This is a genomic window from Microbacterium sp. KUDC0406 (genome assembly GCF_021582875.1).
GTDB lineage: Bacteria > Actinomycetota > Actinomycetes > Actinomycetales > Microbacteriaceae > Microbacterium.
The window spans coordinates 1,477,910-1,503,969 of the sequence record NZ_CP091138.1 but is presented as its reverse complement, the minus strand read 5'-3'; the positions used below and the strand labels follow the sequence as shown (position 1 = coordinate 1,503,969).

Genomic DNA, 26,060 nt, shown 5'->3' with positions numbered 1-26,060 from the left:
CATGGGCGCTCAACTCCGGGTCTACAAGCAGAAGATCTCTTCTGCTCAGACGACCAAGAAGATCACGAAGGCGATGGAACTCATCGCGGCTTCGCGCATCCAGAAGGCGATGGCACGCGTCAAGGCGTCCTCGCCCTTCGCGCAGGCCGTGACGAGAGCCGTGTCCGCCGTCGCGACGCACTCCAGCGTCGACCACCCGCTCACCCGGGAGTCCGAGACCATCCGCCGCTCCGCGGTCGTGATCTTCTCGAGCGACCGCGGCCTGGCCGGTGCGTTCAACTCCCAGGTGATCCGCGAGGCTCTGGAGCAGGGCGAGCAGATCCGCTCCAGGGGCAGCGAGCCGGTGTACTACCTGGTCGGCCGCAAGGCCGTCGGCTACTTCCAGTTCCGCGGCATCACCGCGGCAGCGGAGTGGACCGGCGACACCGACACGCCCTCGTTCCACACCGCCGAGGAGATCGCGCACACCCTGCAGGACGCGTTCCTGCGCGGTGGCGCCTCGGACGGCGTGGACGAGATCGTCCTGGTGTTCAACCGCTTCGTCAGCATGATGACGCAGGAGCCGACGGCACGCCGCCTGCTCCCGCTCGAGATCGCCGAGGCCGACGCCTCGGAGGCGGGGAGCACCGTCTACCCGCTGTACGAGTTCGAGCCGGATGCCGCGACCGTCCTGGACGCGATCCTGCCGGTGTACATCCAGAGCCGCGTCTTCAACGCCCTTCTGCAGTCCTCGGCCGCCAAGCAGGCCGCGACCCAGAAGGCGATGAAGTCGGCCAGCGACAACGCCGACAAGCTCATCACCGACTACACCCGCCTGCGCAACAACGCGCGCCAGGCGGAGATCACGCAGCAGATCGCCGAGATCGTCGGCGGCGCCGACGCTCTGGCGTCGAGCAAGTAAGCCTCGAGAGAGACGAAGATATGACCCCCACCGCAACGGCTGAGAACGCCGCGACCGCGGTCGTCGGGCGCGTCGCACGCGTCACGGGCCCGGTCGTCGACATCGAGTTCCCGCACGACTCGATCCCCGACATCTACAACGCGCTCAAGACCACGATCACGATCGGCGAGGAGTCCTCCGAGATCACGCTCGAGGTCGCTCAGCACCTCGGCGACGACCTCGTCCGCGCCATCTCGCTGAAGCCCACCGACGGCATGGTCCGCGGCCAGGAGGTGCGCGACACCGGCGAGGCCATCTCCGTTCCCGTCGGCGACGTCACCAAGGGCAAGGTCTTCAACGTCATCGGTGAGATCCTGAACGGCGAGCCCGGCGAGCAGGTGGAGATCACCGAGCGCTGGCCCATCCACCGCAAGGCTCCGAACTTCGACCAGCTCGAGTCGAAGACCACGATGTTCGAGACCGGCATCAAGTCGATCGACCTCCTCACGCCGTACGTGCAGGGTGGAAAGATCGGTCTGTTCGGCGGCGCGGGCGTGGGCAAGACCGTCCTCATCCAGGAGATGATCCAGCGCGTCGCGCAGGACCACGGTGGTGTGTCCGTGTTCGCCGGCGTCGGCGAGCGCACCCGTGAGGGCAACGACCTCATCGGCGAGATGGAAGAGGCCGGTGTCTTCGACAAGACCGCCCTCGTCTTCGGCCAGATGGACGAGCCGCCGGGGACGCGTCTGCGCGTGGCCCTCTCCGCTCTGACGATGGCGGAGTACTTCCGCGACGTGCAGAAGCAGGACGTGCTGCTGTTCATCGACAACATCTTCCGCTTCACGCAGGCGGGCTCCGAGGTGTCGACGCTGCTGGGCCGCATGCCCTCGGCCGTGGGCTACCAGCCGAACCTCGCCGACGAGATGGGTGTGCTCCAGGAGCGCATCACCTCGACCCGCGGTCACTCGATCACCTCGCTGCAGGCGATCTACGTGCCGGCCGACGACTACACCGACCCGGCTCCGGCGACCACGTTCGCGCACCTCGACGCCACCACCGAGCTCTCCCGTGAGATCGCCTCCAAGGGTCTGTACCCGGCGATCGACCCGCTGACCTCGACCTCGCGCATCATGGACCCCCGCTACCTGGGCGAGGACCACTACCGCGTGGCCACCACGGTCAAGCAGATCCTGCAGAAGAACAAGGAGCTGCAGGAGATCATCGCGATCCTCGGTGTCGACGAGCTCTCCGAAGAGGACAAGATCATCGTCGCCCGTGCGCGCCGGATCCAGCAGTTCCTCTCGCAGAACACCTACATGGCGAAGAAGTTCACCGGTGTCGAGGGTTCGACGGTTCCGCTGAAGGACACCATCGAGTCGTTCGACGCGATCGCCAAGGGCGAGTTCGACCACGTCGCCGAGCAGGCCTTCTTCAACGTCGGCCCGATCTCGGACGTCGAGGAGAAGTGGGCGCAGATCCAGAAGGAGAACGCCTGATCATGGCTCTGAAGGTCAATCTCGTCTCCGCCGAGGCGGAGGTCTGGTCGGGCGAGGCCAGCCTCGTGGTCGCCAAGACCGTCGAAGGCGAGATGGGCATCATGTCCGGCCACGAGCCCGTGCTGGCGATCCTCGCCAAGGGCGAGGTGCGCATCACCGAGCTCGATGGCACGAAGGTGCTGGCCAATGCGCAGGACGGCTTCCTGTCGATGGCGGGCGATGAGCTCACCATCGTCGCCGGAAACGCCGCGCTGATCGCCTGAGCACCGCTTCCACGCCTCCGCCCCGGTTCCCTGTCGGCAGGGAACCGGGGCGGAGGCGTCTGCAGGCCTGTCCCGAGAGGAGCCGTCCATGAGGATTCTGCTGCCGCCGTCCGAGACGAAGCGGCCCGGCGGTTCGGGCGCCGTGCTCGATCTCGACGCCCTCGCACTGCCTTCGCTCCGCGAGAGGCGCGAGGCGACCGTCGACGCCCTCGTCGCGCTGTCCACCGATCCGCAGGCCGCGCAGCGGGTGCTCAAGCTCAGCACTCGTCAGGCCGGAGACGTGGACCTCAACCGCACTCTGCGCACGGCCGCGACGATGCCGGCGATCGACCGGTACACGGGCGTGCTGTACGACGCTCTGGATGCCGGGTCGCTGGATGCGCGGTCGCGCCGCTGGCTCGGTGCCCATGTGCTGGTGCACTCCGCGCCGTTCGGCCCGGTCGGCGCGCTGGACCCGATTCCCTCCTACCGTCTCGCCGCGGGCACCGCACTGCCCGGCATCCCGCCGATGCGACGGCACTGGGCGCAGGCGACCAGCGACGCAATGGGGGAGGAGCGCTTCGTGCTCGATCTGCGCAGCGAGGCCTATGTGGCTCTCGGGCCGGTGCCGGCAACCGTGAAGTCCGAGTACGTGCGCGTGGTGACCCCGACAGGTCGCGCGCTGAACCACTTCAACAAGAAGTCCAAGGGCGAACTGGTGCGCCGGCTCGCGCTCTCACGCCCGCGCGTCGGCGGCAGCGCAGCACTGCTGAACTGGGCGTCCGCGCACGGCGTGCTCCTCCGGCGCGCGGCACCGGGGACCCTGGAACTCGTCGTCGACGAGTGAGCCGCCGGATTCCGCCTCGCCGGACCGGTCGTTGCCGTGGTCCGAGGCGCGCCGATAGCATGACCTGAGCGAAGCACGGGCTTCGCCAGCGGGGGCGAGAGCCGTCTCCCGAGACCAGAGAAATGTGAGTCTCATGTACAACGACTACGGCTATGGCTTCGGCTATGCGTTCCTCGCCGTGTACTTCCTCGTCATCTTCCTCATCTCCATCGCCGGCTATGTCCTCACGTCGCTCTTCCTCATGAAGATCTTCGAGAAGGCCGGCGTGCAGGGCAAGTGGCGCGCCTGGATCCCGGTGTACAACGCCATGATCTTCCTCAAACTCGGCGACATGAGTCCCTGGCTCATCCTCTACGGCGTCGGTGCGTCGATCCTGCTCGGCTGGATCCCCTTCATCGGACAGCTCATCCTGCTGGCGGCCGCCGCGCTGATGGTCGTCGCCTCCTGGCGAGTCGGCCTGAAGCTGCAGAAGGAGGGCGTCTGGGTCATCCTGTACGTGTTCCTCGCCATCGTCTGGCTCGGCATCAACGCCTTCGACAAGTCCCGCTGGAACGTCGCCATCGCTCCGGCGCCCTGGGCCGGCAACGCATTCTTCGCCGACCGCACGGTGTGGCAGGGGATTCCGGTGCAGCCCGTCAACGCGGCACCCCAGGCGCCCGGCTACGGCGCTCCCCAGGGCTACGGTGCTCCGCAGGGCTATGCGCCGCCGGCTCCTGGCGCTCCTGCACCTGGTGCCCCCGTTCCGCCGCAGGGCTACGCTCCGCCGCAGGGCTACGCGCCTCCGGCCGCTCCGGCCCCGGGCGTTCCCGTCCCGCCGGCGTTCAGCACCCCGGACACGCCTGCCACTCCGGATGCGCCCGCCGGTCCGGGAACGCCGCCGGCGCCTCCGGCTCCGCCCGCGCCCCCGGCACCGCCTGTTCCGCCGACGGAACCGGCGCCGGACGCCGAGGCCGCGCCCGAGCCCGCACCGCAGTCGGACGCTCCGTCGATCGACTTCGGCGCCCCCGCGGACGAGCCGAAGACGGATGCGCCGGACGCTCCCGAGGGAGACGAGAACCGTCCTCCGGCCTGAGAGTGCGACGAGGGGCTCCCGATCAACGATCGGGAGCCCCTCGTCGTACCCGGCCGCCACAGCACCGATAGTGTGGAGGACATGGTGAACGCTCAGCGCCGCGTGGGTGCCTCCGGGCTCGTCGTCTCGGCCGCAGGACTCGGATGCAACAACTTCGGCCGGACGGGCACGGTCACCGAGGACCTGCAGGGCAGTCGTGTCGTCATCGATGCGGCGCTCGATCACGGCATGTTCTTCTTCGACACCGCCGACATGTACGGCCGCGGCGGCACCAGCGAGAGCTTCATCGGCGACGCGCTCGAGGGGCGCAGGGACCGCGTCGTGCTCGCGACGAAGTTCGGGCACGAGTACGACATGGGTTACGACTACCCCGGCGGTCGCGGCTCACGGCGGTATGTGAGGTTCGCAGTGGAGCAGTCGCTCCGCCGGCTGCGCACGGACTGGATCGACCTCTACCAGCTGCACCTGCCCGATGTGCTGACGCCGGTGGCCGAGACGATCGACGCGCTCGACGAACTCGTCGCCGAGGGCAAGATCCGCTACTACGGGCACTCCAACTTCACGGGCTGGCAGGTCGCCGAGGCGGAATTCACGGCACGGAGCCGATCGACCGGGCGCTTCATCTCGGCGCAGAACCAGTATTCGCTGCTGGCTCGCGGCTCGGAGCGCGAGGTGCTGCCCGCCGTGAACCGGTACGGTCTCGGCTTCTTCCCGTACTTCCCGCTGCACAACGGCCTGCTCACCGGAAAGTTCACCCGGGACGGCGGTCCCGCCGGCAGCCGCATCATGAACGAGCGCCGATTCATCTGGGAGAAGGCGCCCTGGGACGCGCTCGAGGGGTACGCGGCGTTCTGCGCCGAACGCGGCATCTCGATGCTGGAGGCCACCTACGGCTGGCTGCTCGCCCAGCCAGGGGTGTCCAGCGTCATCGCCGGGGCGACGACCGTCGCGCAGGTGGAGTCCAACGTGCGGGCCGCGGCGGCCTGGACCCCGGATGCCGAGGACCTCACCGCGATCGACGAGCTCTTCCCGCTTCCCGAGGATCCGGCAGTCGGCCTGTGACCTGGGGTTCCACTACGATGGCAAAAGGTTCCGGGGCCGCCCGGTTCACCGCCCGCATACCGGAGAGTCCTCGTGCCTGAGACGACAACGCAGACGTATCGCGTCGATGACGCCGTACAGCTCTCCTGGGCCGGTGCGACCGACCAGGGGCACCGCCGCGACACCAACCAGGACGCGTTCCTGGCGCGTTACCCGCTCTTCGTCGTCGCGGACGGCATGGGCGGTCATGCCGGAGGCGAGATCGCGAGCAGCCGGACGATCGCCCGGCTCGACGCGATCGTCGAGGGCGGTGCGGTGGGCACCGAGGCGATCGAGAAGGCGCTCGGCCAGGCCGTGGCCGACATCGCCGCCCACCCGGACACCACGGACGAAGGCACCGGCACCACGCTGACCGGTCTGTTCCTCGACCTCAGCGAGGACGAACCGCGCTGGGTCGTGCTGAACATCGGCGACTCCCGCGTCTACCTCGCCCGTGAGGGCAAGCTCGCGCAGATCACGACCGATCACTCCGTCGTGCAGGAACTGATCGCATCGGGCAAGCTCAGCCCGGAAGAGGCAGAGGGCCATCCCTACAGCAACGTCATCACCCGAGCGGTCGGCGCCAGTGAGCTGCTGCCGCCGGACTACATCGCGGTCGAGGTGCAGGCCGGCGACCGGTTCGTGGTGTGCTCGGACGGGTTGACCAAGGAGCTCACCGACTACGGCATCCTGCACTTCCTGCGCGAGAACTCCGATCCCGGCGCCGCGGTCGACGCGATGCTCGAGGCGGCGCTCGAGAACGGCGGTCGCGACAACGTCACGCTGATCGTGCTGCAGGTCGACGACTCCTCCTCCACAGAAGAGGTTTCCGCCGACTGAGCGGATCCGGCTGTGGAAAGCCGGATCCCACCCTGATCCGTGCGGTCTGATGGGCGCATGGAATCCACCACGATCGTCCTGCCGGCTGCACCGGCACCGGCGAGCCGTCCCTCGCTGCCGCTGCTCGCGGCCGTCGTCCCCGTCATCGCCGGAGTGGTGCTGTGGGCGGTCACCGGTTCGCTGTTCGCGCTCTGCTTCGCTGCGCTCGGGCCGCTCATGCTGCTCGCCTCGTTCCTCGACGGGCTTCGCACGCGGCGTCGCGATCGCCGTCGTATCGCGGCCGAGTCGGATGCCGCCTGGGATCGCGCGGGCGCCGAGCTGACGGCGCTGCACGCCGACGAGCGTGCCGGACTGTGGCGGAGACACCCGGATGCTGCGGCCTGCATGGCCGAGCAGCCGCTCCGCGGACACGAACCGCCCTCGGCGGACACCGCGCTGGTTCTCGGGCATGGCGAGCGTGCGAGCGCGGTGCGCGCCAGCGGCGGAGACGACGACCGTTCCAGGGCGTTCCGCGAGCGGGCGGCGGTGCTGGACGATGCCCCGGTGGTCGTCCCGATCGGAGGCGGCGTCTGCGTGCGGGCCCCGGAGCCGGTCGCGACGGCCGTGCTCCGGGCACTCGTCGTGCAGCTGTGCCGACGGTTCGCACCGATGCAGGTGGCGATCGTCGGAGATCGGCTCGAAGAGCTGGGGCTGGCCGGGTTTCCGCACGCGAGCGCCGTTCGGCGCGCCGCCTTCCGGCTCGTCGTCGGTACCTGGGCGGACGGCTCCGGCGACGCGCGGCTGCTGCTCGCCGGGCCGGGGGAGGAGCCACCGGACGGCGTGACGGCGGTGCTGGACTGCACGGAACCGGCGCGCGCCCGGCTGCGCACACCGGAGGGCGTCCAGGATCTGACCGTCGAGGGCCTCTCCCTGGCGCAGGCACGGGCGATCGCGGCAGACGGCGCCGCCCGTGGCGAGGAGCGGTCCGAGGTGCCCACCCGGATCGCCCTGCATGAGCTCGACGCACCACTGTCCGACGGTCTCGGACTCGCCGCCGTGATCGGGCGCGGCGAACGCGGGGACGTCGTCGTGGACCTCGTGGAGGACGGACCGCACGCGATCGTCACGGGGATGACCGGAACCGGCAAGAGCGAGCTGCTCGTCACGTGGGTGACCGCGATGGCCACCGCGCACGGACCCGACCGAGTCCACTTCGTGCTCGCGGACTTCAAGGGCGGCACGGCCTTCGATCCGCTTCGCGAACTGCCCCAGGTGGCCGCGGTGATCACCGATCTGGACGATGACGGTGCCCGCCGCGGGTGCAGAGCCTGACGGCCGAGCTGCGCCGACGGGAGAGGGTGCTCGCCGAGGCGGGCGTGCGCGACATCGCGCAGCATCCCTCGCTCCCACGGCTCGTCATCGTGATCGACGAGTTCGCGGCGCTCCTTCAGGAGCACACGGATCTCGGCGCGGTGTTCACCGATGTCGCCGCGCGCGGACGTGCACTCGGCATGCACCTCGTGCTCGGCACCCAGCGTGCCGCCGGAGTGATACGCGACGCGCTCGCCGCGAACTGTCCGCTGCGCGTCAGTCTGCGGGTGGGAGATGCCGCGGACAGCCGGCTCGTGATCGGATCGGATGCCGCAGCCGCCGTTCCCGGCGGTTCGGAGTCGCGCGGTCTGGCCTTCGTGCGACGTCCGCAGGACGCCGAGGCGGTCTGCGCGCGCATCGCCCTCACCGGCGCGGCTGAGGTGCGCGCCGCATCGCTGCGGTGGACGACGGCCGAGCGCCCGCGCAGTCCCTGGCTGCCGGCTCTGCCGGAGCGCCTCCCGGCCGAGGACCTGCTGCCCGTGGACGAGGGTGCTCTGCGGAGACGCGGAGGCCACGGGGTGCTCGTACTCGGCAGAGCAGACGAACCCGATCGACAGCGGCAGCCTGTGGAGACTCTCGAACCGGGCGGCGGTCTTGCGGTGATCGGCGGTGCCGGTTCGGGGAAGAGCAGCGCGTTGCGGCTGCTCGCCGCGCAGCAGCCGCACGTCCGCATCGTTCCCTCCGATCCCGAAGGCGGCTGGGACGCGGTCCAGGAGCTGCTGGCCGCGCCGGCTCGTCCGCCACTGGTGCTGTGCGACGACCTCGACGCCCTGGTCGCCGCGTACCCGCCCGAGTACGCGCAGGAGTTCGTGTCGGCCTGGGAGCAGCTGGTCCGTGTCGTCCCTGCGGTGGTGACCGCGTCCCGCGTGTCCGGTGCGCTGAGCCGCGTGCTCGACGCTCTGCCGCGCCGCGCGGTGCTGCGTCTGCCCGGTAGGGTCGAGCATCTCGCGGCCGGGGAGACCCCGAGGCGTTCCGCCGCGATCGCCCGGCCGGCCGGGCACGGATCGACGGGCGCGAGGTGCAGCTGTGCTGGGTCGAGGAGGCGCGGACGCCGCCGGAAGATGCGCCTGTCTCACCGCGGTGGCTGCCTGCTCACCCGCTCAGCGGGCTGGTGACACCGGCGGCGCTGCGGAGCGCCGACCTGCTGCGCCGGGACCATCCCGCTCACCGCGTGATCGGACTGACCGAACTGCTCAGCGCGCCGTCATCCGACACGCCGCTCATCGTCGTCGCCGACCCCGAGGACTGGAGGATGAACTGGGCACTCGCGCAGCGCGTGCGCGCGGAGGGTGAGATGCTCGTCGCGGCGGAATGCGCGAGCGAGCTGCGGCAGCTGGCCGGCGTGCGCACGCTGCCGCCCTTCGCCCGAGCGCACGCGGGACGGGCGTGGGCCACCTCCCAGGGCAGCGCGCCGCGGAGGGTGCTGCTTCCCGGCGCGCCCGATTGAGGGTCAGACGCCGACGCTCGGACGGATGACGCCGACCGGCACACCGCCGCCGCTCACGACGAGCGGGAGGTCGGCGACCAGGGCAGCGACATCAGCCTCGTCCAGTCCGCCGGACCGGGCGAGCAGGGTCGCTGCGACGGCAGTGGCCGCACGGCCGCTGCCGTCCAGCATCTTCAGCGCGACGGTGGTGCCGTCCGGCGCCACCATGGCCATGACGCCCTCCGCGCCGTGCTTGGCGAAGACGCCGAGTCGCTCGATCGCGATCGTGTCCTGGTGCCCAGGGCCGGCGATCGTCCACGGGCTCTCGCGCACAGCGCGGACGAGGGTGCCCGCGACACGGTGCAGCGCGAACGGCGAACGATCCGACGCCGTCCCGATGCGATGGATGGCGCGTGCGAGGCCCACCAGCGTCATCGCATGCACGGGTGCTCCGCAGCCGTCGATCGCGGTGTGCGCCACCTTCGCGCCGGTGAGCCGCTCCACGACCTCGCGGACGTGCACCTGCAGAGGGTGCGCAGGGTCCAGGTATCCCTCGGTCGGCCAGCCTGTGGCGACGCAGGCGCGCAGCATCGCGGCGTGCTTGCCCGAGCAGTTCATCCGGATGCGGCTGGGCTCCGCGTGGTCACGGATCAACTCCCGCCGGGTCTCCGAGTCGCCCGGCCAGGAGGGCGGGCAGCCCAGGTCATCCTCGGTGAGCCCCCCGGCGACGAGCATTTCGCGTACGACCTCCGCATGCCGGTCGGTGCCGGTGTGGCTCGCCGTGCTCAGCGCGAGCTGCTCGCCCTCCAACGCGGCGCCTGCCGTGACGCAGGCCACGGCCTGCAGCGGCTTCATACTCGATCGCGGTAGGATCAGCGCCTCGACATTGCCGTGGCGTGCGATGACCTCGCCATCGGGCGAGAGCACGACCGCCGCGCCGGCGTGCCGGGATTCGACGAATCCGCTGCGTTCGACGACGGCCAGTTCCACGGATTCCTGGGCGGTGAGAGTCTCGAGCACGTCGTCCAGCTTATGACGTGCCGCGCGGCGTGACAGACTGGCGCCATGCCCCTCGGAGAACACCACTACGCTCTCACGGCGACGTGGACCGGCAACCTCGGCGCCGGAACCGCCGGCTACCGCGACTACCGCCGCGACGTGACGCTGCGGGTCGACGGCAAGCCCGACCTGCTGGCCTCCTCGGACAAGCCGTTCCGCGGCGACGTGTCGCGATGGAACCCCGAGGACCTGCTCGTGGCATCCCTCTCGGAATGCCACCTGCTGTCGTACCTGCACGCGTGCGTCACCGCCGGCGTGGTGGTCACCTCGTACCGGGACGAGGCGACCGGCGTGATGCGCGAGGACGGCCGGGGCGGCGGTGCCTTCGCCGAGGTCACGCTGCACCCGCGGGTGACGGTCGCCGATGCGTCCATGCTCGAGGCCGCCGAGCAGGCGCACCACCAGGCGCACGAGTGGTGCTTCATCGCCAACTCGGTGAACTTCCCGGTGCGCCACGAGGCGACCGTGACCGTGGGTCCCTGAGCCTGTCGAAGTGTGTCCCTGGGGTCCCTGAGCCTGTCGAAGGGTCAGCGTCGCTCGTGCGGCAGCGCCTGCTTGATCTTGTCGATCGGGTTCTGCGCGGGCGGCTCGTTGTAGACGCCCGCGAGCTCCTGGCCCGAGAGCGCGTGGATGGCCGACATGATCTCGTCCGTGGCGAGGCGCCGGGCTCTCCCGCTGGAAGCAGCGCCGTGCGTGCTCAGATCGAGCGGCTCGCCGAACTTCACGGTGATCCGCTCCCGCAGGGACGGCATCTTCGCCCCGCGCGGCATCATGCGATCGGTGCCGATCAGTCCCACCGGAACGACCGGGGCGCCGGTCTCCAGCGCCAGGAATGCGACACCGGTGCGCCCCTTGTAAAGACGACCGTCGTCGGAACGCGTCCCCTCGGGGTACAGCGCGACGGTCAGGCCCTCGTCGAGCAGCTGCTTCTGCTGGTCGAGCGCGTCGAGAGCGGCCTGACCAGCGCCGCGGCGGACCGGGATCGCGCCGATCGAGGTGAAGAAGATCCGCGACATCGCGCCCCTGAAGCCGGTGCCCTCGAAGTAGCTCGACTTGGCGAGGAAGTGCACGGGGCGGGGAGCGGCCACCGGAATGGCGATCGAGTCGATGAACGACAGGTGGTTGCTGGCGAAGATCACCGGGCCGTCCTTCGGGACGTTCTCGCGACCCTCCACCCGGGGCCGGTAGACCATGCGCGCGAGCGGTGTGATCAGCATCCGGCCGAAGGTGTAGGCGAAGCCCGCCCTTCGGGGTGCGTTGGTCTGCTCAGGTGCCGATTCGGAGTCCGGCGACTGCTCAGAGGTCATCAGCACAGATTATCGAAGGGTTCATGCCGGCGTCGGAATGCGCCGCACTCAGCCGCGGCCTAACCGGATGGGGAAGATGGGACATCCCCCTGTTCTCGATCACGAGGTCTCACCGTGCGTCTGCGTCCGCTCGCTCTGCTGTCCACCGTCGCCGCGGCGACCCTGATCCTGGCCGGGTGCGCGGGCTCACCTGATGCGTCGTCGACGCCGACTCCGACCAAGAGCTCGTCGGCGTGCGTGCTGGACACCCAGCCCGGTGCGACCTCCGATGCCGTGAAGGTCGAGGGCGCAGGCCTCGATGCCAAGGTCACCGTGCCGAAGGACGCGAAGTTCGCCGACGTGGAGCGCACCGTCGTCAAGAAGGGCGACGGCGAGGACATCAGCCCCACCGATTTCATCTCCGTGCGGTATCAGCTCGTCGAGTCCGGCGACAGCAAGGTTCTCGGCACCTCGGAGCGCGGCCCGGGGGAGTGCTGCCGGTGCTGCTCAACCCGAACCAGCAGCAGCAGCTGTACGACTTCACCCAGTCGTCGATCTTCGTGATCGCGACCGAGTGCATGCCGATCGGCTCCGAGGCCGTCCTCGCGATCCCCGGCGAGAAGCTGGGTGAAGGTCAGCCGTCGGTGGTGCTGTACGTGCAGACCCTCGAGAAGCTTCCCACCGCCGCCACCGGTGAGCAGGTCGATCCGCCCGCGGGCATGGCGACCGTGAAGCTCGGCAAGGACGGTGCGCCGACGATCACGATCCCGAAGGGCGACCCGCCGGTCGAGACGAAGATCGGGCAGCTCAAGCAGGGCGACGGCGCCACAGTGACCGAGAACGACCTGGTGACCGTGCAGTACCGCGGTGTGAAGTGGAGCGACGGCAAGGAGTTCGACGCCACCTGGAGCAATGCGGCCTTTCCGGCGCAGTTCCCCGCCACCGGCGTGGTCACCGGTTTCCAGAAGGCACTCATCGGTCAGAAGGTCGGCTCGCAGGTGCTCGCCGAGATCCCGCCGAAGGACGGATACGGGGCATCCGACGGCAATGAGCTGCAGAAGGAGACCCTCGTCTTCGTCGTCGACATCATCGGCACGACCCCGCTGGAGAAGTGACGCGACCCGGCGCGCAATAGGCTGACTGCATGCGCCGCATCCTCGTTCTCGGTTCGACAGGCTCCATCGGCACTCAGGCTCTGGATGTGATCCGGGCGAATCCGCGGCGGTTCGAACTGGTCGGCGTCGCCGCCGGATCGAACACCGGGATGCTGGCGGAACAGGCTTCCGAGTTCCGGCTCGAGCACACCGCGCTCGGCGCGGACGAGGCCGAGCAGCTGGTGCGCGACGTCGAGGCCGACGTCGTGCTCAACGCGATCACCGGGTCGATCGGCCTCGGATCCACACTGGCGGCTCTGAAGGCGGGTCGCACGCTGGCACTGGCGAACAAGGAGTCGCTGATCGTCGGCGGCCCGCTGGTGCGGGCCGCGGCGGCCGAGGGGCAGATCGTGCCGGTCGACTCCGAGCACTCCGCGCTCGCGCAGGCGCTGCGCGCGGGGAGCACAGCGAGGTGCGGCGCCTGGTGGTCACCGCCTCCGGGGGTCCGCTCCGCGGGCGCAGCCGCGAGCAGATGACCGATGTCACGCCTGCCGAGGCGCTCGCGCATCCCACCTGGAACATGGGCCGGATGGTCACCACCAACTCGGCAACGCTCGTGAATAAGGGCCTCGAGGTCATCGAGGCGCACCTGCTGTTCGACGTCGCCTACGACGACATCGAGGTGGTGGTGCATCCCCAGTCGATCGTGCACTCGATGGTCGAGTTCGTCGACGGCTCGACCATCGCACAGGCATCGCCGCCGGACATGCGCCTGCCGATCTCGCTCGGTCTGGACTGGCCGCATCGCGTGGGCGGCGTCGGCCGTCCGCTGGACTGGCGCCAGGCCACGAGCTGGACCTTCGAGCCGCTCGACAACGCGGCGTTCCCGTCGGTGGCGCTCGCGAAACAGGTCGGCCGCGCAGGCGCGACGTTCCCCGCGGTCTACAATGCGGCGAACGAGCAGGCGGTCGATGCGTTCCACGAGGGGCGGCTGTCGTTCCTCGGGATCGTCGACACGATCGCCGCCGTCATCGACGCGCACGAGCCGCCTGAGCAGCTCACCATCGAGAGCCTCGCGGATGCCGAGACCTGGGCGCGCGCGAGGGCCGACGCCCTCATCGCGGCTGCCGCCGGTCGTTGAGCGGAGCGACGAAGGAGCGAAGACGAAACGGTTTCAGCTGACCTGGGAGCGTTTCGTCTCGGTCGCTGGCGCTCCCTCGCTCAACGGCCCGGAGGGGTGGGTCGGTCGTTGAGTGCGCCCGTGGTCGTTGAGCGGAGCGACGAAGGAGCGAAGACGAAACGGTTTCAGCTGACCTGGGAGCGTTTCGTCTCGGTCGCTGGCGCTCCCTCGCTCAACGGCCCGGAGGGGTGGGCCGGTCGTTGAGTGCGCCCGTGGTCGTTGAGCGGAGCGACGAAGGAGCGAAGACGAAACGGTCTCAGCTGACCTGAGAGCGTTTCGTCTCGCTCCGCTCGCTCAACGACCCGGAGGGGTCGGCCAGCCGGCATCCCGCAGCGCCCGGCGCGCGAGGTCGCGGGCGGAGAACGGGGTGCGCACACCGTCGATCTCGCGGTAGTCCTGGTGGCCGGGGCCGGCCCACAGGATCGCGTCGCCCTCACCGGTCATCGCGACCGCGGTGCGGATCGCGTCCTCGGGAGCTGCGACCTCGAGGATCTCGGCGTCGGTCCCCGCGGAGCGCGCGCCCTCCAGCAGCGCGGCGCGGATCGGCGCAGCCTCCTCGTACCGGGGGTGATGATCGGTCACGATGACGACGTCGGCGCCCTCCGCGGCGACGCGTCCCATGATCGGACGCTTGAGCGTGTCCCGGTTCCCGGAGGCGCCGAACATCATCAGGACACGGCCGGGAGTGACCTTGCGCACCGCGGCCAGGGTCTTCTCGAATGAATCGGGGGTGTGCGAGAAATCGACGTAGACCGCAGGGCCGTGCGCGCCGGACACCAGTTCGGTGCGGCCGGGGAGCACCGCGGCGACGCCGCCGTCGCGTTCCAGCGCCGCCGCGATCCGCTCGACGTCGTAGCCGGCCTCTACGAGCATGGCGATCGCGAGGCCGGTGTTGGCCGCCATGTGCGCGCCGATCACCGGGATCGTCGTGGTGATCTCGGCGCCGCCGGGGGCGCGGACGGTGAACGTCGTGGCGCGTTGCGTCTCCTGCTCGATGCGCACGGTCCAGTCGGCTCGGGCTGCGGCATCCGCATCCTGCGACAGCTGCGGAGCACCCACGGTGACCACCGGGATCTCGGAACGGGAGACGACCTCCAGGCCGGATGCCGTGTCAACGCACACCACGCCGCGTCGTGCGCGATCGGGACGGAACAGCGCGAGCTTCGCCTCGAGGTACGTCTCCAGATCGCCGTAGTCGTCGAGGTGATCGTGAGTGAGGTTGGTGAATCCGGCGACGTCGAAGACGATGCCGTCCACACGGTGCCGTGACAGCGCCTGGGCGCTCACCTCGACGGCGACGGCCTCGACGTGGCGCTCGCGCATCAGCGCCAGCAGCGCGTGCATCTCGGAGGACTCGGGCGTCGTCAGCCGCGACACGATCGTCCGCCCGGCGATGTGCCGCTCGGCGGTGGAGCTGAGGCCCGTCACGACATCGAGCTGGTTGAGGATGGCCTCGAGCACGTGCGCTGTGCTGGTCTTTCCGTTGGTGCCCGTGACAGCCAGCAGCGTCGGCATGTCGCGGTCGGTGCCGTACAGCCAGGCGCTGATCGCGCCGAGCACGGCGCGCGGATCGGCCGAGATGAGGACCGGGAGCCCGCTCGGGGCGGCCAGCTGCGCCCCCTGCTCGTCGGTGAGGATGGCGACGGCACCCTGTTCGGTGGCCTGCGCGGCGAACTCGGCACCGTGCCGACGGGCACCGTGGATGCCGACGAACACCTCGCCTTCGCGCAGGTCGGCGGTGGCGAGCGTGATACCCGTGGCCGTCAATCCCGTCAGATCCCCGCGGACACCCAGGCCGAAGCGCTCGACGAGGTCGGTCAGCGACCGGTGCGGCGGCCGTTCGGGACGCAGGACAGGGGGCAGGGGAGCAGACGCGGGTTCGGTGACCATGACGGGTCCAGTTTCTCACGCGGCCTCGGGACTCAGCGGATTCCTCGCCACGGCCAGTACGGTGATCGAGTGGAAATCCTGCTGTACCTGGGCGGCATCCTGTTCATGCTGATCGGTCTCGCGCTGTCCATCGGACTGCACGAGATCGGGCACCTCGTGCCCGCGAAGCTGTTCGGCGTGCGCGTCGGCCAGTACATGATCGGCTTCGGCCCGCGGCTGTGGTCGAAGCAGATCGGCGAGACCGAGTACGGCGTGAAGGCGCTGCCGCTGGGCGGATTCATCTCGATGTCGGGCATGTACCCGCCGTCGAAGGACACCGGCAGCGCCAAGGGCCTGTTCTCGAAGCTGGTGCAGGATGCCCGCTCCGCCAATGACGAGACGATCGCGGAGGGCGCCGAGGACCGGGTGTTCTACAGGCTCCCGGTCTGGAAGCGCGTCATCGTGATGTTCGGCGGGCCGCTGATGAACCTCGTTCTCGGTGTGCTCATCTTCACGATCGTCGCCTCCGGCATCGGCATCCAGCAGGCCACGACGACCGTGGCCTCGGTGAGCGAATGCGTGCTCCCCGCCGGGACCAGCCAGACCGCGTGCGAGCCGGACGACCCGGCGGCACCCGCAGCCGACGCAGGCATCCAGCCCGGTGATGTGCTGGTGAGCGTCGACGGCGAGGACGTCGACAGCTTCGCCGAGGCATCCTCGATCATCCAGGCGTCTCCCGGCGTGGCACTGCCCGTCGTCGTCGAGCGCCACGGCACGCAGGTCGACACGACGCTCACTCCGGTCGCCGCCGAGCGGCAGGAGACGGATGCCGAAGGACGGCTCGTCGTGGACGCGCACGGCGATCCGGTGATGCACGAGGTCGGATACGCGGGCATCACCTCTCAGCTCGCCTATGTGCAGCAGCCCATCGGCACCGGACTGCAGATGACCGGTCAGCAGGTCAGCGGCGTCGCGTCGATGATCGTCACCCTGCCGCAGCGCATGTGGGACATCGGCGTCACGGTCTTCACCGGCGCGGAGCGCGACCCGAACGGGCCGCTCAGCGTCGTGGGCGTCGGACGCCTCGCCGGCGAGGTCGCGGTGACCGACAGCCCGGTGATCGCGCGCTTCTCCACCCTGCTCTATCTGCTCGGCGCGCTGAACATCGCACTGTTCGTGTTCAACCTGATCCCGCTGCTGCCGCTGGACGGCGGACACATCGTCGTCGCGCTGTGGGAGGGCATCAAGCGCACCTGGGCGAAGCTCACCGGCCGACGCAGGCCGAAGCCGGTCGACGCGACGAGGCTCGTGCCGCTCACCGTCGTCGTCGCGGTCGTGATGATCGGCATGGGCGGCCTGCTGATCGTCGCCGACCTGCTCAAACCCGTGAACCTGCTGGGCTGAGTCGCCTCAGGTCGTTGAGCGAGGCGGTCGTTGAGCGAGGCGGTCGTTGAGCGAGGAGCGCAGCGACGAGACGAAACGCTCTCAGCTGACCTGAAGGCGTTTCGTCTCTGCGTTTCGACTCGCTTCGCTCGCTCAGCACGGCGCTCGGTCAGCGACGTGCGAGTGACAGGGCGTGCTCCGTCAGGCGCTGAAGTGTGCGGATGCCGTCGCGAGACAGGATCGACTCCAGGTGGCCCTGGATCGACGCGAAGCGCTCGCCGCGGAGCGCGTAGACGTCTCCGGTCGAGGCGTCCGCCGACACCTCGGCATCCGTCACGGAGACGGTGCCGGGGAGACCCGCGCAGTGAACGTGTTGTAGAAGCCGACCGAGGCGTCCTCGCCGAACACCGGAACCGTCTTCTGCACGCCCTGGTGCGGGGCATCCAGCGGGACCAGCGGGATCCCCAGTGAGTTCGCGAGGATCTGGTGGCTCAGGCACACGGCCAGCAGCGGGGCGTCCGCGGCGCGGCGCTGCGCGACGACCTGCCGCATGCGCGCGATGCGCGGCGACGAGGCGTCCCGCGGGTCGCCGGGCCCGGGGCCGGCGACGACGAGGTCGGCGGCAGCGATCTCGTCGTCGGTCACGGCGTCCCAGGGGACGACCCGTGCGTCCAGCCCGAGGTGGCGCAGCTGGTGGGCGAGCATCGTGGTGAACCGGTCCTCGGCGTCCACCACGAGCGCTGTGCGACCGGCCATGGCGCCGGCGGTCGCGGCATCCTGCGGCTGCAGCCAGAACTCTGCGAGGCGCGCGTTGCGCGAGGCGAGCAGCTCTGCGATCTCGGGGTCGTCGGCGAGCGAAGGCGTCGCATCCGGGGCATCCGCGTCGTTGCGCGCCTCGGCGGCGTGGTCGCGCTCGATGGCGCCGATCGCGCCCAGCACCCCGGCGGCCTTCCCGTGCGTCTCGCCGACCTCGCCGTACGGGTCGGAGTGCCGCACCAGCGTCGCCCCGACCGGCACGGCGAGGCGGCCGTCGCCGACGTAGACCGTGCGGATGAGGATCGGAGCGTCCAGATCGTGTCCGCCGTGCGCGTTCGGGCTGAACAGCGCCGCCACGCCCGAGTAATAGCCGCGCGGCGCCTGCTCGTGTCTGCGGATCACTGCGCAGGCGTTCTGCATCGGCGACCCGGTGACCGTCGGTGCGAACATCGTCTCGCGCAGCACGTCGCGCGGGTCCAGCCGGCTCTGCCCGCGGAGCATGTACTCCGTGTGCGTCAGCCGTGACATCTGCTTCAGATGCGGACCGGTGATGTGCCCGCCGTCCGAGCAGACCTGGCTCATCATCTTGAGCTCTTCGTCCACGACCATGAAGAGCTCCTCGGTCTCCTTCGTCGAGGAGAGGAACTCCGTCAGCGCGGCCTTGGTCGCACCTCCCGCCGGATGCCGGAACGTGCCCGAGATCGGGTTCATCGTGACGATCCCGTCGCGGGCGACGACGTGGGCCTCGGGGCTCGCGCCCACCGCGATGCGCCCGGGCGTGATCACCGCGAACGTCCAGTACGCGCCGCGCTCGTGCTCGAGCAGCGCGCGGAACCAGGTCAGCGCCGCCGTGCGGTCGTCGGTGTCGAAGGATGCCCGGTAGTCGCGGCGGATCACGAAGTTCGCACCCTCGCCGCGGCCGATCTCCTCGTCGATGACCTGCTCCACGATCGCGGCGTAGTCCTCGTCGGAGATGTCGAATCCGCTGTCGCGCAGCGCGATCGGCGCGTTCGGCAGCGCAGCGATCAGCTCTGCGGCATCCAGCCGCTCGTGCTCCTCGACGAGGATGCAGCGCAGCGGCGTGCCGTCGTCCTGCGCCTCGAAGTCGCGCTCGCGCACCTGGCGGTACGGGACGAGGGCGAAGACCTCGCGGTCGCGCTCCAGCGGGATGTCGGCCAGCAGCTCAACGTCGGCGACAGTGCCGGTGAGCAGCTCCACGCCGCCGTCGCGCGCGATCAGCACGAAGGACGCGGCGGGGTCGGCGGTGAGGGCGTGCAGGCGTTCGGCGATGGCCATCGGGTCTCCTGTATCGGGGAATCCGGCGCGGGATGCAAAAAGACCGCCCCGGAAGGCGGTCTGGTTCTCGTGGGTACGCGAAACTCCGCCTAGGAGGCGGGCCACCAGGTGCGGGTCGCGGACATACGGCGAAAGTACCACACAGGCGGCGCCCGGCCCCAGCGTGTGACGCCCGGGTACGCTGGAGGGGTGCCAGCAGTGAACCTGGGGATGCCGCGCGTCCCGGAAGTCCTCGCGCCTCGTCGCAAGTCCCGTCAGATCCGGGTCGGCAAGGTGCTCGTCGGGGGCGACGCTCCTGTCAGCGTCCAATCGATGACCACGACGAAGACCACCGACATCAACGGAACCCTGCAGCAGATCGCGGAGCTGACCGCATCGGGCTGCGAGATCGTGCGCGTCGCGGTGCCGTCGCAGGACGACGCCGACGTTCTGCACATCATCGCGAAGAAGAGTCAGATCCCCGTCATCGCCGACATCCACTTCCAGCCCAAGTACGTGTTCCAGGCGATCGACGCCGGCTGCGGTGCGGTGCGCGTGAACCCGGGCAACATCCGCAAGTTCGACGACCAGGTCGGCGCGATCGCCAAGGCCGCGAAGGATGCCGGCGTCTCGCTGCGCATCGGCGTGAACGCGGGCTCGCTCGACCCCCGCCTGCTCGAGAAGTACGGCAAGGCCACGCCGGAGGCGCTCGTGGAGAGCGCGGTCTGGGAGGCGTCGCTGTTCGAGGAGCACGACTTCCACGACTTCAAGATCTCGGTCAAGCACAACGACCCGGTCGTGATGGTCAAGGCCTACCGCCTGCTCGCCGAGCGCGGCGACTGGCCCCTGCACCTCGGCGTCACCGAGGCCGGCCCGGCGTTCCAGGGCACGATCAAGAGCGCCACGGCATTCGGAATCCTGCTCGGCGAGGGAATCGGCGACACGATCCGCGTCTCGCTCTCGGCCCCGCCGGCCGAAGAGGTCAAGGTCGGGCACCAGATCCTGCAGTCGCTGAACCTGCGCGAGCGCAAACTCGAGATCGTGTCCTGCCCGTCCTGCGGACGCGCGCAGGTCGACGTCTACACGCTCGCCGACGACGTCACCGAGGGGCTGAAGGACATGACCGTGCCGCTGCGCGTCGCCGTGATGGGATGCGTCGTGAACGGACCGGGCGAGGCACGCGAGGCAGACCTCGGCGTCGCCTCGGGCAACGGCAAGGGGCAGATCTTCGTCAAGGGCGAGGTCATCAAGACCGTGCCCGAGGCGGACATCGTCGCCACCCTGATCGAGGAGGCGAACCGCATCGCCGCAGAGATGGGCCCCGACGCACCGCTCGGCACGGCGCAGGTCGTCACCTCGTGAGCGCCACCGACATCACCTTCCCGTCGGGTTCCGTCGCGGAGGAGGCGACGATCGTCGGCGTGCACTCGCACGCGGACGGCGCTGTCGTGCTGCTGGATCGCACGCCCTTCCACCCGGTCGACCACACCTGGCCCGATCAGCCGGGGGACTCCGGCACGATCACGGTGGACGGCGCCCGTGTCGAGGTGACGGAGGCCGTGATGGCCGCGGTCAGCGACGACGGTGCGCTCGCCGTCGGGACCGACATCCCGGTCAAGCGCGGCGCGGAGGGCTGGACGTGGCTGGTCGCCCACCGCGCGGAAGGTGAGATCCCGGCAGCCGTCGTTGTGGGGGCGTCCGCGACTCTCGAGGTCGATGCAGGGCGTCGTGCCGGCCTCAGCCGCGGGCACACCGCCTGCCACCTGGCGTCGCTGGCCCTCGACCTGGTGCTCGCCGACCTGTGGCGCAAGGACCCGGGCGCCGACGCCCTGGGAAACCCGGACTTCGAGGGCCGGGCGAATCAGACCAGCCGCATCCACGAGGACGGCGCCGTCGACGAGTACCGCCTGGGCAAGAGCCTGCGCAAGGCGGGGTTCGACTCGGAGGGGTTCTCGGCGACGGTGGCGGAGCGCGAGGCGGCGATCAACGCCACGCTGGCAGCCTGGGTCGCCTCTGCGGCGCCGAGCCGCATCGTCACCGACGGGCCGACGATCATCGACATGCGGCGCTGGGAGTGCGAGCTGCCCGAGGGCACCGCGACGATCCCGTGTGGCGGCACGCATGCCGCCTCGCTGGCCGAGTTCGCCGCGATCACGGTGGCGCTGGAGCTGCACGACCAGCTGCTCACGATGACGACGACCGTCCTTCCGGCCTGACCTCCGCACTGACAGATGGAGTTCGGCGCGGTAGCGTCGATGGACGTGACCTCGTCTCAGGTGGGCAGAACACTTCGATGCACCGGCGTCGCGGTCGTCACCGCGCTGATCGCCGTCCTCGCCTGGTCGGAGGTCGTGCACGAGCGCTCGTCGCGTCGCCGGATGGGCGCCGATGACGGGCATCCGCCGCGCCGCGAGGCCGTCGTGGTGCTCGGCTTCCGCAACCGCGGGACGCGGGCGAACGCCGTGAACCGCTACCGGGTGCGTGCCGGGCTGCGTTCGCTGTCGCCGGATGCCGGAGAGTCGGTGCTCGTGCTCTGCGGCGGCGCGGTGGGAGGGCCGGTGCCAGAGGCCGAGCTGCTCGCCGCGTATGCGCGACGACGCGGATACGCCGGCCCGTTGCTGCTCGACACCCTCAGCAGATCGACCAGGCAGAACATCGAGAACGCGATCCCGCTGGTCGAGGCATCCGATCAAATCAGGATCGTGTCGAACTCGCCGCACGCGGAACTCGGACGGGCCTACCTCTGGGAGCTGCGCCCCGATCTGGGTGCGCGGCTGCGCCGCGCACGGGAGCACCGCTTCGGCGAGGTCCTCTACATGAAGCCGTACTCGGCCGTCCGGGGACTCGGCGCCCTCGCCCGGCTCGACCCTGGAATCCACGACAGCGAAGGAGCCTGACGATGCAGAAGCGAACCCTCGGCCGGGGACTCGAGGTCTCGGCGATCGGACTGGGCTGCATGGGCATGTCCCAGGCCTACGGCCCCAACCCCGGCAGCCGCGACGACATGATCACGGTGCTCCGCGGCGCGGTCGATCTCGGCGTCACTCTGTTCGACACCGCTGAGGTGTACGGGCCCTACGTGAACGAAGAACTCGTCGGCGAGGCGCTCGCGCCGGTGCGCGATCAGGTGGTCATCGCGACGAAGTTCGGGTTCCGGATCGGCGAGGACGGTCTGGACAGCCGTCCCGAGCACATCAGGGCGGTCGTGGAGGCCTCGCTGCGGCGCCTGCGCACCGATGTGATCGATCTGCTCTACCAGCACCGGGTGGACCCGGCGGTGCCCATCGAGGACGTCGCCGGAACGGTGGCCGAACTGATCGCCGAGGGCAAGGTGCGCCATCTCGGCCTGTCCGAGGCATCCGCCGCGACGATCCGACGCGCTCATGCCGTGCATCCGGTGACGGCGGTGCAGAGCGAGTACTCGCTGTGGACCCGTGACCCGGAGGGGGAGGTGCTGCCGGCGCTCTACGAACTCGGCATCGGCTTCGTCCCGTTCAGCCCGCTGGGCCGGGGCTTCCTCACCGGGGCGATCGACGCCACGACGGCGTTCGCCGCCGACGACATGCGAGGCGGACTGCCGCGGTTCACCGAGGAGAACCGCGCGGCGAACGCCGCCCTGATCGGGCGCGTCACGGCGCTCGCCGCGGCGAAGGACGCCACGCCCGGTCAGGTCGCGCTGGCCTGGCTGCTGGCGCAGCAGCCGTGGATCGTGCCGATCCCCGGCACGCGCCGGATCTCGCGCATCCGGGAGAACCTCGCAGCGGCCGACCTCGTGCTGTCGCCGGACGAGCTCGCGGAGCTCGACGCGCTCGCTGCCGGCGTGCGGGGCGAGAGGTACAGCGCGGCGCAGTTCTCGCACGTGGATCGCTGAGCCGACGCGACCGCGCCTGCCCTCAGCCGCGCAGGAAGCCCATCACGGCATCGACGTACTCGGTCGGGCGCTCGACGAAGGAGAAGTGGCCGGCGTTCGCGATGGTTGCCACCGGGCCGCCGGTCGCCGCGCGGTAGGCGTCGACGATCGCCGGGGCGGCGACCAGGTCGGCATCGCCGTGCACCAGCATCGATGGCATCGTCAGGGAGGGCAGCTGCGGCAGACGGTCGACGTACATGTCGGCCAGCAGCGGACGGTGCGACCACGACTTCGACCAGTCCAGACCGTCGGGCGCGGCATCCGTGATCTCCTCGTAGCGCCGGCGCCCCTCGGCGTCGGCGAAGAACAGATCGAGGTACTGCGCGCCGAGCGGGGTCATGGCCTCCCAGGACCGGTCCTCGGCGCTCAGCCGCTGCTCGCGCCCGGCGAGCTCACGGCAGCGCTCCGCCTCCTCCGGCATGCCCGCCGCGTCGAGCAGCGCTGCGGCGCGGGGGAGGCGGTGTCGGTCGGTGGCGTCCGTGTCGAGCGCGGGGCAGTCCAGGATGAGTCTGTCGATCACCCGGGGATGCGCCAGGGCGTAGTCCAGTGCGTAGGCGCCGCCGGAGGAATGGCCGATGATCGTCCAGGATTCGATCCCGAGGGATTCCCGCAGCTGCTCGAAGTCCTCGATCAGCACCGGCACGCTCAGCGCGGGTACCTCGGGCAGAGTGTCGGAGCGCAGGATGCCGCGCTGGTCGACTCCGATGATGCGTACCCCTGGGCGGCGAACAGGTCGCCGACGGACTCCATGAAGTCCCAGGACGGGTTGCCTGGTCCGCCGTGGATGAACAGCACCGCTGGCCCGTCGGCCGGGCCGCGTTCATCCACGAAGATCCCGGTTCCGTTGATGCTCAGGGTCTGTGCCATGATCCCGGATGCTAGCAGTGCACACGCGGTACGTCAGGCGGGCTTGTACATCAGTCGAGGCATACGGACATGACCGCCTGCTGCACCGGCAGGAGCGAACTCTTGAAGCCGTGACCGGCGAGGGCAGGATGCCGGAACGCGTCTGCGGCGGCCTCCCGGCCGGCGAGGTGCGGCGGACAGGGGATGAACTGCGCGCCGGCGGGCGCGGTGTCAAGCAGAGCGGCAGTGATCCGGAACGGCGCGAGAGCTTCGGCGTGCTGCCCCGGACCGTCGGTGATGATGACATCCGCCGTGGTGATCGCGCGGGCGAGGTCGTCGGTGTGCTCGGCGCCCGGCGTCGCGATCGGGCCGGGGCAGCACTGGACGAGATCGAGGCCGAGCACCACGGCGATCTCCTGCCAGGCGCGGGCGATGTTGCCGTCGGCGCCGACGAACAGGAATCGCAGGGACTGCGGGTCACGGGTGCGGCCGAGCGCGTACACATCGCCGAGGACCTCGCACGGATGGTTCAGCTCGGTCATCGCGTTGATGACGGGGATCGGGCTGGACGCGGCGAGCTCCTCGATGATCTGCATGCGCTGCCGCACGATCAGGACATCCGCCCAGGAGGCCAGATACCCGGCGACGTCGGCGAGGGCCTCGGGCTTCTCGAGCGACTCGGGCGGGAACACGATCGGCTGCAGCCCCATCAGCTGCGCACCGCGTTCGAGGGAGACACGCGTGCGCAGGCTGCTCGGCGGGAAGAACATCACCGCACATCCCTCGCGACGGGGGCCCGCGCCTCGGTCGTGCTCGTCCGCGAGGGCGAACACCCGCTCGACATCGGCGCGATCCCAGTCGGACAGGCGGATCAGATGGCGCATCCGGCCAGCGTATCCGGCGGATCGACGCTCACCACATGGCGCGAAGCGCGCGTTCGGCGTCCTCGCGGCTCAGGCCTTCACGTCGGGATACCTCGGCCAGGGCGCGCACAGCGTCGGCGACGGCCTGCGAGACCGTGTTCGCCGAGCGGCTCACTCGTGTGCCGGCACCGGTGCGCGATACGACCAGTCCATCGTTCTCGAGCTGCTTGTACGCCTTCGCGACAGTGCCGGCGGCGATACCGAGATCGGACGCGAGGCGGCGCACCGGAGGCAGCCGTTCGTCGGCGGCGAGCCGACCGGTCGTGATGAGACCGCGGAGCTGGTCGTAGACCTGTTCTGCAGGTGTGCCGCCGGACGCGGAGAGTGAGATGATCATGCGAATGCCGGCGCCGGACGCCGCACCCCCGCAGGCACGGCGGTCAGCGCGACGATCATCCACAGCGACAGACCGGCTGCGAGGGCGATCTCCGAGGCCCATAACAGCGCGGGGCCGAGCGCGGCGAAGGAGGTGCCGACGGTGACCTGTCCGAGGTCGCCCGATGCCGCCATGCCCGACATCTGCGACGTCCCGTACAGTGACTGCAGCACGAACGACAGATGCACGAGCATCGCGCCGGCAGTGGTGCGCCCGATGTTCGCCGCCCGGAGACGGCGCACAGCCGCATCCGCTGCCCTGTCATCGTCCCAGGGGCGGCGCGGGATCAGCATCCAGACAATCGCCGTCAGCAGGAGGAGTGCGCCGAGCGCGAGCAGGGCGGGTACGGAGTAGTACCAGCCGTAGATCTCGGAGCTCATCTCCGCGGCCGATCCGATGCGGATCGTGTACCGCGTGTGGTGGCCGAACTCGTCCGGCTCCGATGCCGCGCCGGCGGCGAGTGTGATCGCGACGATGACGACCGCCAGCACCAGCAGCGTGATCACCCACGTCACCGGGACGACGGACAGTACTGTCCGCCGCGACAGATCTGCCGTGGCGGGCGTGCGCGCTGCCCGGGGCGGAATCGACAGCAGCGCCACCGCGAGCATCCCGAGGACCAGCGGCAGCCATGCGCTCCAGTGCCGGTCGAAGGGCGGGAGGAAGGACGGCAACCAGAACGAGAGTCGCGTGAGGGTCATGACGGCCACCGGGATCGCACCCGCCAACACCGTCGTGACGATGGTCCTGCGGTCGAACCTGCGGATCGAGCGCATCGCGGTGAACCGCCACAGTACGGCGACGACGAGGGCGACGAGCAACGGTGCACAGGCGAGCAAGAGATATGCGTACACGGCGCCCTCCTTGTTT

General features: G+C 70.0%; 26 protein-coding genes and 2 pseudogenes. 19 read left to right on the top strand and 9 right to left on the bottom strand.

Annotated features, from left to right (window positions below; genetic code table 11):
* Position 1 precedes the first annotated feature (1 nt).
* The 10 genes from L2X99_RS07595 to L2X99_RS07555 all read left to right on the top strand — a co-directional run bounded on the left by L2X99_RS07595 (position 2) and on the right by L2X99_RS07555 (position 9,254).
* The gene (locus L2X99_RS07595) at positions 2-901 is read left to right on the top strand and encodes a F0F1 ATP synthase subunit gamma (protein WP_236124303.1); all 900 of its coding nucleotides are present in this window, start codon (positions 2-4) and stop codon (positions 899-901) included.
* Between the two features lie 20 nt (positions 902-921).
* The gene (gene atpD / locus L2X99_RS07590; protein WP_236124305.1) at positions 922-2,376 is read left to right on the top strand and encodes a F0F1 ATP synthase subunit beta; all 1,455 of its coding nucleotides are present in this window, start codon (positions 922-924) and stop codon (positions 2,374-2,376) included.
* A 2-nt stretch (positions 2,377-2,378) separates the two neighbouring features.
* Positions 2,379-2,639: a F0F1 ATP synthase subunit epsilon gene (locus L2X99_RS07585; RefSeq protein WP_236124306.1), complete on the top strand. Its 261-nt coding sequence runs from the start codon at positions 2,379-2,381 to the stop codon at positions 2,637-2,639.
* An 88-nt stretch (positions 2,640-2,727) separates the two neighbouring features.
* A complete protein-coding gene (locus L2X99_RS07580) occupies positions 2,728-3,465 on the top strand; it encodes a YaaA family protein (RefSeq protein ID WP_236124307.1) in 738 nt (245 codons plus the stop codon).
* 124 nt (positions 3,466-3,589) lie between these two features.
* Entirely contained in the window at positions 3,590-4,537 is a 948-nt protein-coding gene (locus tag L2X99_RS07575) for a hypothetical protein (protein WP_329608144.1), read from the top strand.
* A gap of 81 nt (positions 4,538-4,618) precedes the next feature.
* Positions 4,619-5,599, top strand: coding sequence for an aldo/keto reductase (locus L2X99_RS07570; RefSeq protein WP_236124311.1), 981 nt, complete (start codon positions 4,619-4,621; stop codon positions 5,597-5,599).
* A gap of 72 nt (positions 5,600-5,671) precedes the next feature.
* The gene (locus tag L2X99_RS07565; protein ID WP_236124313.1) at positions 5,672-6,457 is read left to right on the top strand and encodes a PP2C family protein-serine/threonine phosphatase; all 786 of its coding nucleotides are present in this window, start codon (positions 5,672-5,674) and stop codon (positions 6,455-6,457) included.
* Positions 6,458-6,514: 57 nt separating this feature from the next.
* Positions 6,515-7,768 (top strand): FtsK/SpoIIIE domain-containing protein, encoded by a 1,254-nt coding sequence (locus L2X99_RS17845; protein WP_268928564.1) that lies wholly within the window; start codon positions 6,515-6,517, stop codon positions 7,766-7,768.
* Complete coding sequence (locus L2X99_RS07560; protein WP_268928563.1) at positions 7,756-8,922, top strand: FtsK/SpoIIIE domain-containing protein; 1,167 nt, start codon at positions 7,756-7,758, stop codon at positions 8,920-8,922. The genes L2X99_RS17845 and L2X99_RS07560 overlap by 13 nt, the downstream gene beginning before the upstream one ends.
* Positions 8,923-8,978: 56 nt before the next feature.
* On the top strand, positions 8,979-9,254 hold the full coding sequence (locus tag L2X99_RS07555) for a hypothetical protein (RefSeq protein WP_236135812.1): 276 nt from the start codon (positions 8,979-8,981) through the stop codon (positions 9,252-9,254).
* Between the two features lie 3 nt (positions 9,255-9,257).
* Here the strand turns inward: L2X99_RS07555 and L2X99_RS07550 are convergent, their stop codons facing one another.
* Positions 9,258-10,253 carry an asparaginase gene (locus tag L2X99_RS07550; protein ID WP_236124322.1) on the bottom strand — a complete coding sequence of 332 codons (996 nt, stop codon included), beginning with the start codon at positions 10,251-10,253 and terminating at the stop codon, positions 9,258-9,260.
* A 45-nt stretch (positions 10,254-10,298) separates the two neighbouring features.
* On the opposite strand from L2X99_RS07550, the gene L2X99_RS07545 reads away from it, so the two are divergent.
* Positions 10,299-10,775 carry an OsmC family protein gene (locus L2X99_RS07545; RefSeq protein ID WP_236135811.1) on the top strand — a complete coding sequence of 159 codons (477 nt, stop codon included), beginning with the start codon at positions 10,299-10,301 and terminating at the stop codon, positions 10,773-10,775.
* 44 nt (positions 10,776-10,819) lie between these two features.
* Here L2X99_RS07545 and L2X99_RS07540 read toward each other — a convergent pair whose 3' ends face one another.
* On the bottom strand, positions 10,820-11,599 hold the full coding sequence (locus tag L2X99_RS07540) for a lysophospholipid acyltransferase family protein (protein ID WP_236124326.1): 780 nt from the start codon (positions 11,597-11,599) through the stop codon (positions 10,820-10,822).
* Positions 11,600-11,713: 114 nt separating this feature from the next.
* On the opposite strand from L2X99_RS07540, the gene L2X99_RS07535 reads away from it, so the two are divergent.
* The 3 genes and pseudogenes from L2X99_RS07535 (at position 11,714) to dxr (ending at position 13,813) form a co-directional block, all read left to right on the top strand.
* Positions 11,714-12,142 (top strand): hypothetical protein, encoded by a 429-nt coding sequence (locus L2X99_RS07535; RefSeq protein ID WP_236124327.1) that lies wholly within the window; start codon positions 11,714-11,716, stop codon positions 12,140-12,142.
* Positions 12,079-12,693 (top strand): FKBP-type peptidyl-prolyl cis-trans isomerase, encoded by a 615-nt coding sequence (locus tag L2X99_RS07530; RefSeq protein ID WP_236124329.1) that lies wholly within the window; start codon positions 12,079-12,081, stop codon positions 12,691-12,693. Before L2X99_RS07535 ends, L2X99_RS07530 begins: the two co-directional genes overlap by 64 nt.
* 29 nt (positions 12,694-12,722) lie before the next feature.
* A pseudogene (gene dxr / locus L2X99_RS07525) lies at positions 12,723-13,813 on the top strand (1-deoxy-D-xylulose-5-phosphate reductoisomerase).
* Between the two features lie 333 nt (positions 13,814-14,146).
* On the opposite strand, the gene L2X99_RS07520 reads toward dxr, so the two are convergent.
* Complete coding sequence (locus tag L2X99_RS07520) at positions 14,147-15,742, bottom strand: Mur ligase family protein (protein WP_236135810.1); 1,596 nt, start codon at positions 15,740-15,742, stop codon at positions 14,147-14,149.
* Between the two features lie 69 nt (positions 15,743-15,811).
* Between L2X99_RS07520 and L2X99_RS07515 the strand changes: the two genes are divergently transcribed.
* A complete protein-coding gene (locus L2X99_RS07515; protein WP_236124331.1) occupies positions 15,812-17,125 on the top strand; it encodes a M50 family metallopeptidase in 1,314 nt (437 codons plus the stop codon).
* Positions 17,126-17,273: 148 nt separating this feature from the next.
* On the opposite strand, the pseudogene L2X99_RS07510 reads toward L2X99_RS07515, so the two are convergent.
* Positions 17,274-19,156 (bottom strand): annotated as a pseudogene (locus L2X99_RS07510) (anthranilate synthase family protein).
* 189 nt (positions 19,157-19,345) lie between these two features.
* Here L2X99_RS07510 and ispG point away from each other — a divergent pair.
* From ispG to L2X99_RS07490, 4 genes are read left to right on the top strand one after another with little or no spacing between them, the layout of a single operon-like run.
* Positions 19,346-20,497 (top strand): flavodoxin-dependent (E)-4-hydroxy-3-methylbut-2-enyl-diphosphate synthase, encoded by a 1,152-nt coding sequence (ispG, locus tag L2X99_RS07505; RefSeq protein ID WP_236124334.1) that lies wholly within the window; start codon positions 19,346-19,348, stop codon positions 20,495-20,497.
* Complete coding sequence (locus tag L2X99_RS07500; protein WP_236124336.1) at positions 20,494-21,351, top strand: hypothetical protein; 858 nt, start codon at positions 20,494-20,496, stop codon at positions 21,349-21,351. The genes ispG and L2X99_RS07500 overlap by 4 nt, the downstream gene beginning before the upstream one ends.
* Positions 21,352-21,396: 45 nt before the next feature.
* Entirely contained in the window at positions 21,397-22,032 is a 636-nt protein-coding gene (locus L2X99_RS07495) for a YdcF family protein (RefSeq protein ID WP_236135809.1), read from the top strand.
* A gap of 2 nt (positions 22,033-22,034) precedes the next feature.
* A complete protein-coding gene (locus tag L2X99_RS07490) occupies positions 22,035-23,006 on the top strand; it encodes an aldo/keto reductase (protein ID WP_236124340.1) in 972 nt (323 codons plus the stop codon).
* A gap of 22 nt (positions 23,007-23,028) precedes the next feature.
* Here L2X99_RS07490 and L2X99_RS07485 read toward each other — a convergent pair whose 3' ends face one another.
* The 5 genes from L2X99_RS07485 to L2X99_RS07465 are packed head-to-tail and all read right to left on the bottom strand — an operon-like array spanning position 23,029 to position 26,044.
* On the bottom strand, positions 23,029-23,712 hold the full coding sequence (locus tag L2X99_RS07485; protein WP_236135918.1) for an alpha/beta fold hydrolase: 684 nt from the start codon (positions 23,710-23,712) through the stop codon (positions 23,029-23,031).
* Positions 23,691-23,912, bottom strand: coding sequence for an alpha/beta fold hydrolase (locus L2X99_RS07480; protein WP_236135808.1), 222 nt, complete (start codon positions 23,910-23,912; stop codon positions 23,691-23,693). Before L2X99_RS07480 ends, L2X99_RS07485 begins: the two co-directional genes overlap by 22 nt.
* 50 nt (positions 23,913-23,962) lie before the next feature.
* On the bottom strand, positions 23,963-24,775 hold the full coding sequence (locus L2X99_RS07475; protein WP_236124343.1) for an ornithine carbamoyltransferase: 813 nt from the start codon (positions 24,773-24,775) through the stop codon (positions 23,963-23,965).
* A 28-nt stretch (positions 24,776-24,803) separates the two neighbouring features.
* Positions 24,804-25,151 (bottom strand): GntR family transcriptional regulator, encoded by a 348-nt coding sequence (locus tag L2X99_RS07470; protein WP_236124345.1) that lies wholly within the window; start codon positions 25,149-25,151, stop codon positions 24,804-24,806.
* Positions 25,148-26,044: a hypothetical protein gene (locus L2X99_RS07465; RefSeq protein WP_236135807.1), complete on the bottom strand. Its 897-nt coding sequence runs from the start codon at positions 26,042-26,044 to the stop codon at positions 25,148-25,150. The genes L2X99_RS07470 and L2X99_RS07465 overlap by 4 nt, the downstream gene beginning before the upstream one ends.
* Positions 26,045-26,060 lie beyond the last annotated feature (16 nt).

Excerpts from the sequence above, each read along its gene's own strand:
- L2X99_RS07595 (WP_236124303.1), top strand. The coding sequence starts at position 2 with ATGGGCGCTCAACTCCGGGTCTACAAGCAGAAGATCTCTTCTGCTCAG.
- atpD (WP_236124305.1), top strand. The coding sequence starts at position 922 with ATGACCCCCACCGCAACGGCTGAGAACGCCGCGACCGCGGTCGTCGGG.
- L2X99_RS07585 (WP_236124306.1), top strand. The coding sequence starts at position 2,379 with ATGGCTCTGAAGGTCAATCTCGTCTCCGCCGAGGCGGAGGTCTGGTCG.
- L2X99_RS07580 (WP_236124307.1), top strand. The coding sequence starts at position 2,728 with ATGAGGATTCTGCTGCCGCCGTCCGAGACGAAGCGGCCCGGCGGTTCG.
- L2X99_RS07570 (WP_236124311.1), top strand. The coding sequence starts at position 4,619 with ATGGTGAACGCTCAGCGCCGCGTGGGTGCCTCCGGGCTCGTCGTCTCG.
- L2X99_RS17845 (WP_268928564.1), top strand. The coding sequence starts at position 6,515 with ATGGAATCCACCACGATCGTCCTGCCGGCTGCACCGGCACCGGCGAGC.
- L2X99_RS07545 (WP_236135811.1), top strand. The coding sequence starts at position 10,299 with ATGCCCCTCGGAGAACACCACTACGCTCTCACGGCGACGTGGACCGGC.
- L2X99_RS07540 (WP_236124326.1), bottom strand. The coding sequence starts at position 11,599 with ATGACCTCTGAGCAGTCGCCGGACTCCGAATCGGCACCTGAGCAGACC.
- L2X99_RS07520 (WP_236135810.1), bottom strand. The coding sequence starts at position 15,742 with ATGGTCACCGAACCCGCGTCTGCTCCCCTGCCCCCTGTCCTGCGTCCC.
- L2X99_RS07490 (WP_236124340.1), top strand. The coding sequence starts at position 22,035 with ATGCAGAAGCGAACCCTCGGCCGGGGACTCGAGGTCTCGGCGATCGGA.
- L2X99_RS07480 (WP_236135808.1), bottom strand. The coding sequence starts at position 23,912 with ATGGCACAGACCCTGAGCATCAACGGAACCGGGATCTTCGTGGATGAA.
- L2X99_RS07475 (WP_236124343.1), bottom strand. The coding sequence starts at position 24,775 with ATGCGCCATCTGATCCGCCTGTCCGACTGGGATCGCGCCGATGTCGAG.
- L2X99_RS07470 (WP_236124345.1), bottom strand. The coding sequence starts at position 25,151 with ATGATCATCTCACTCTCCGCGTCCGGCGGCACACCTGCAGAACAGGTC.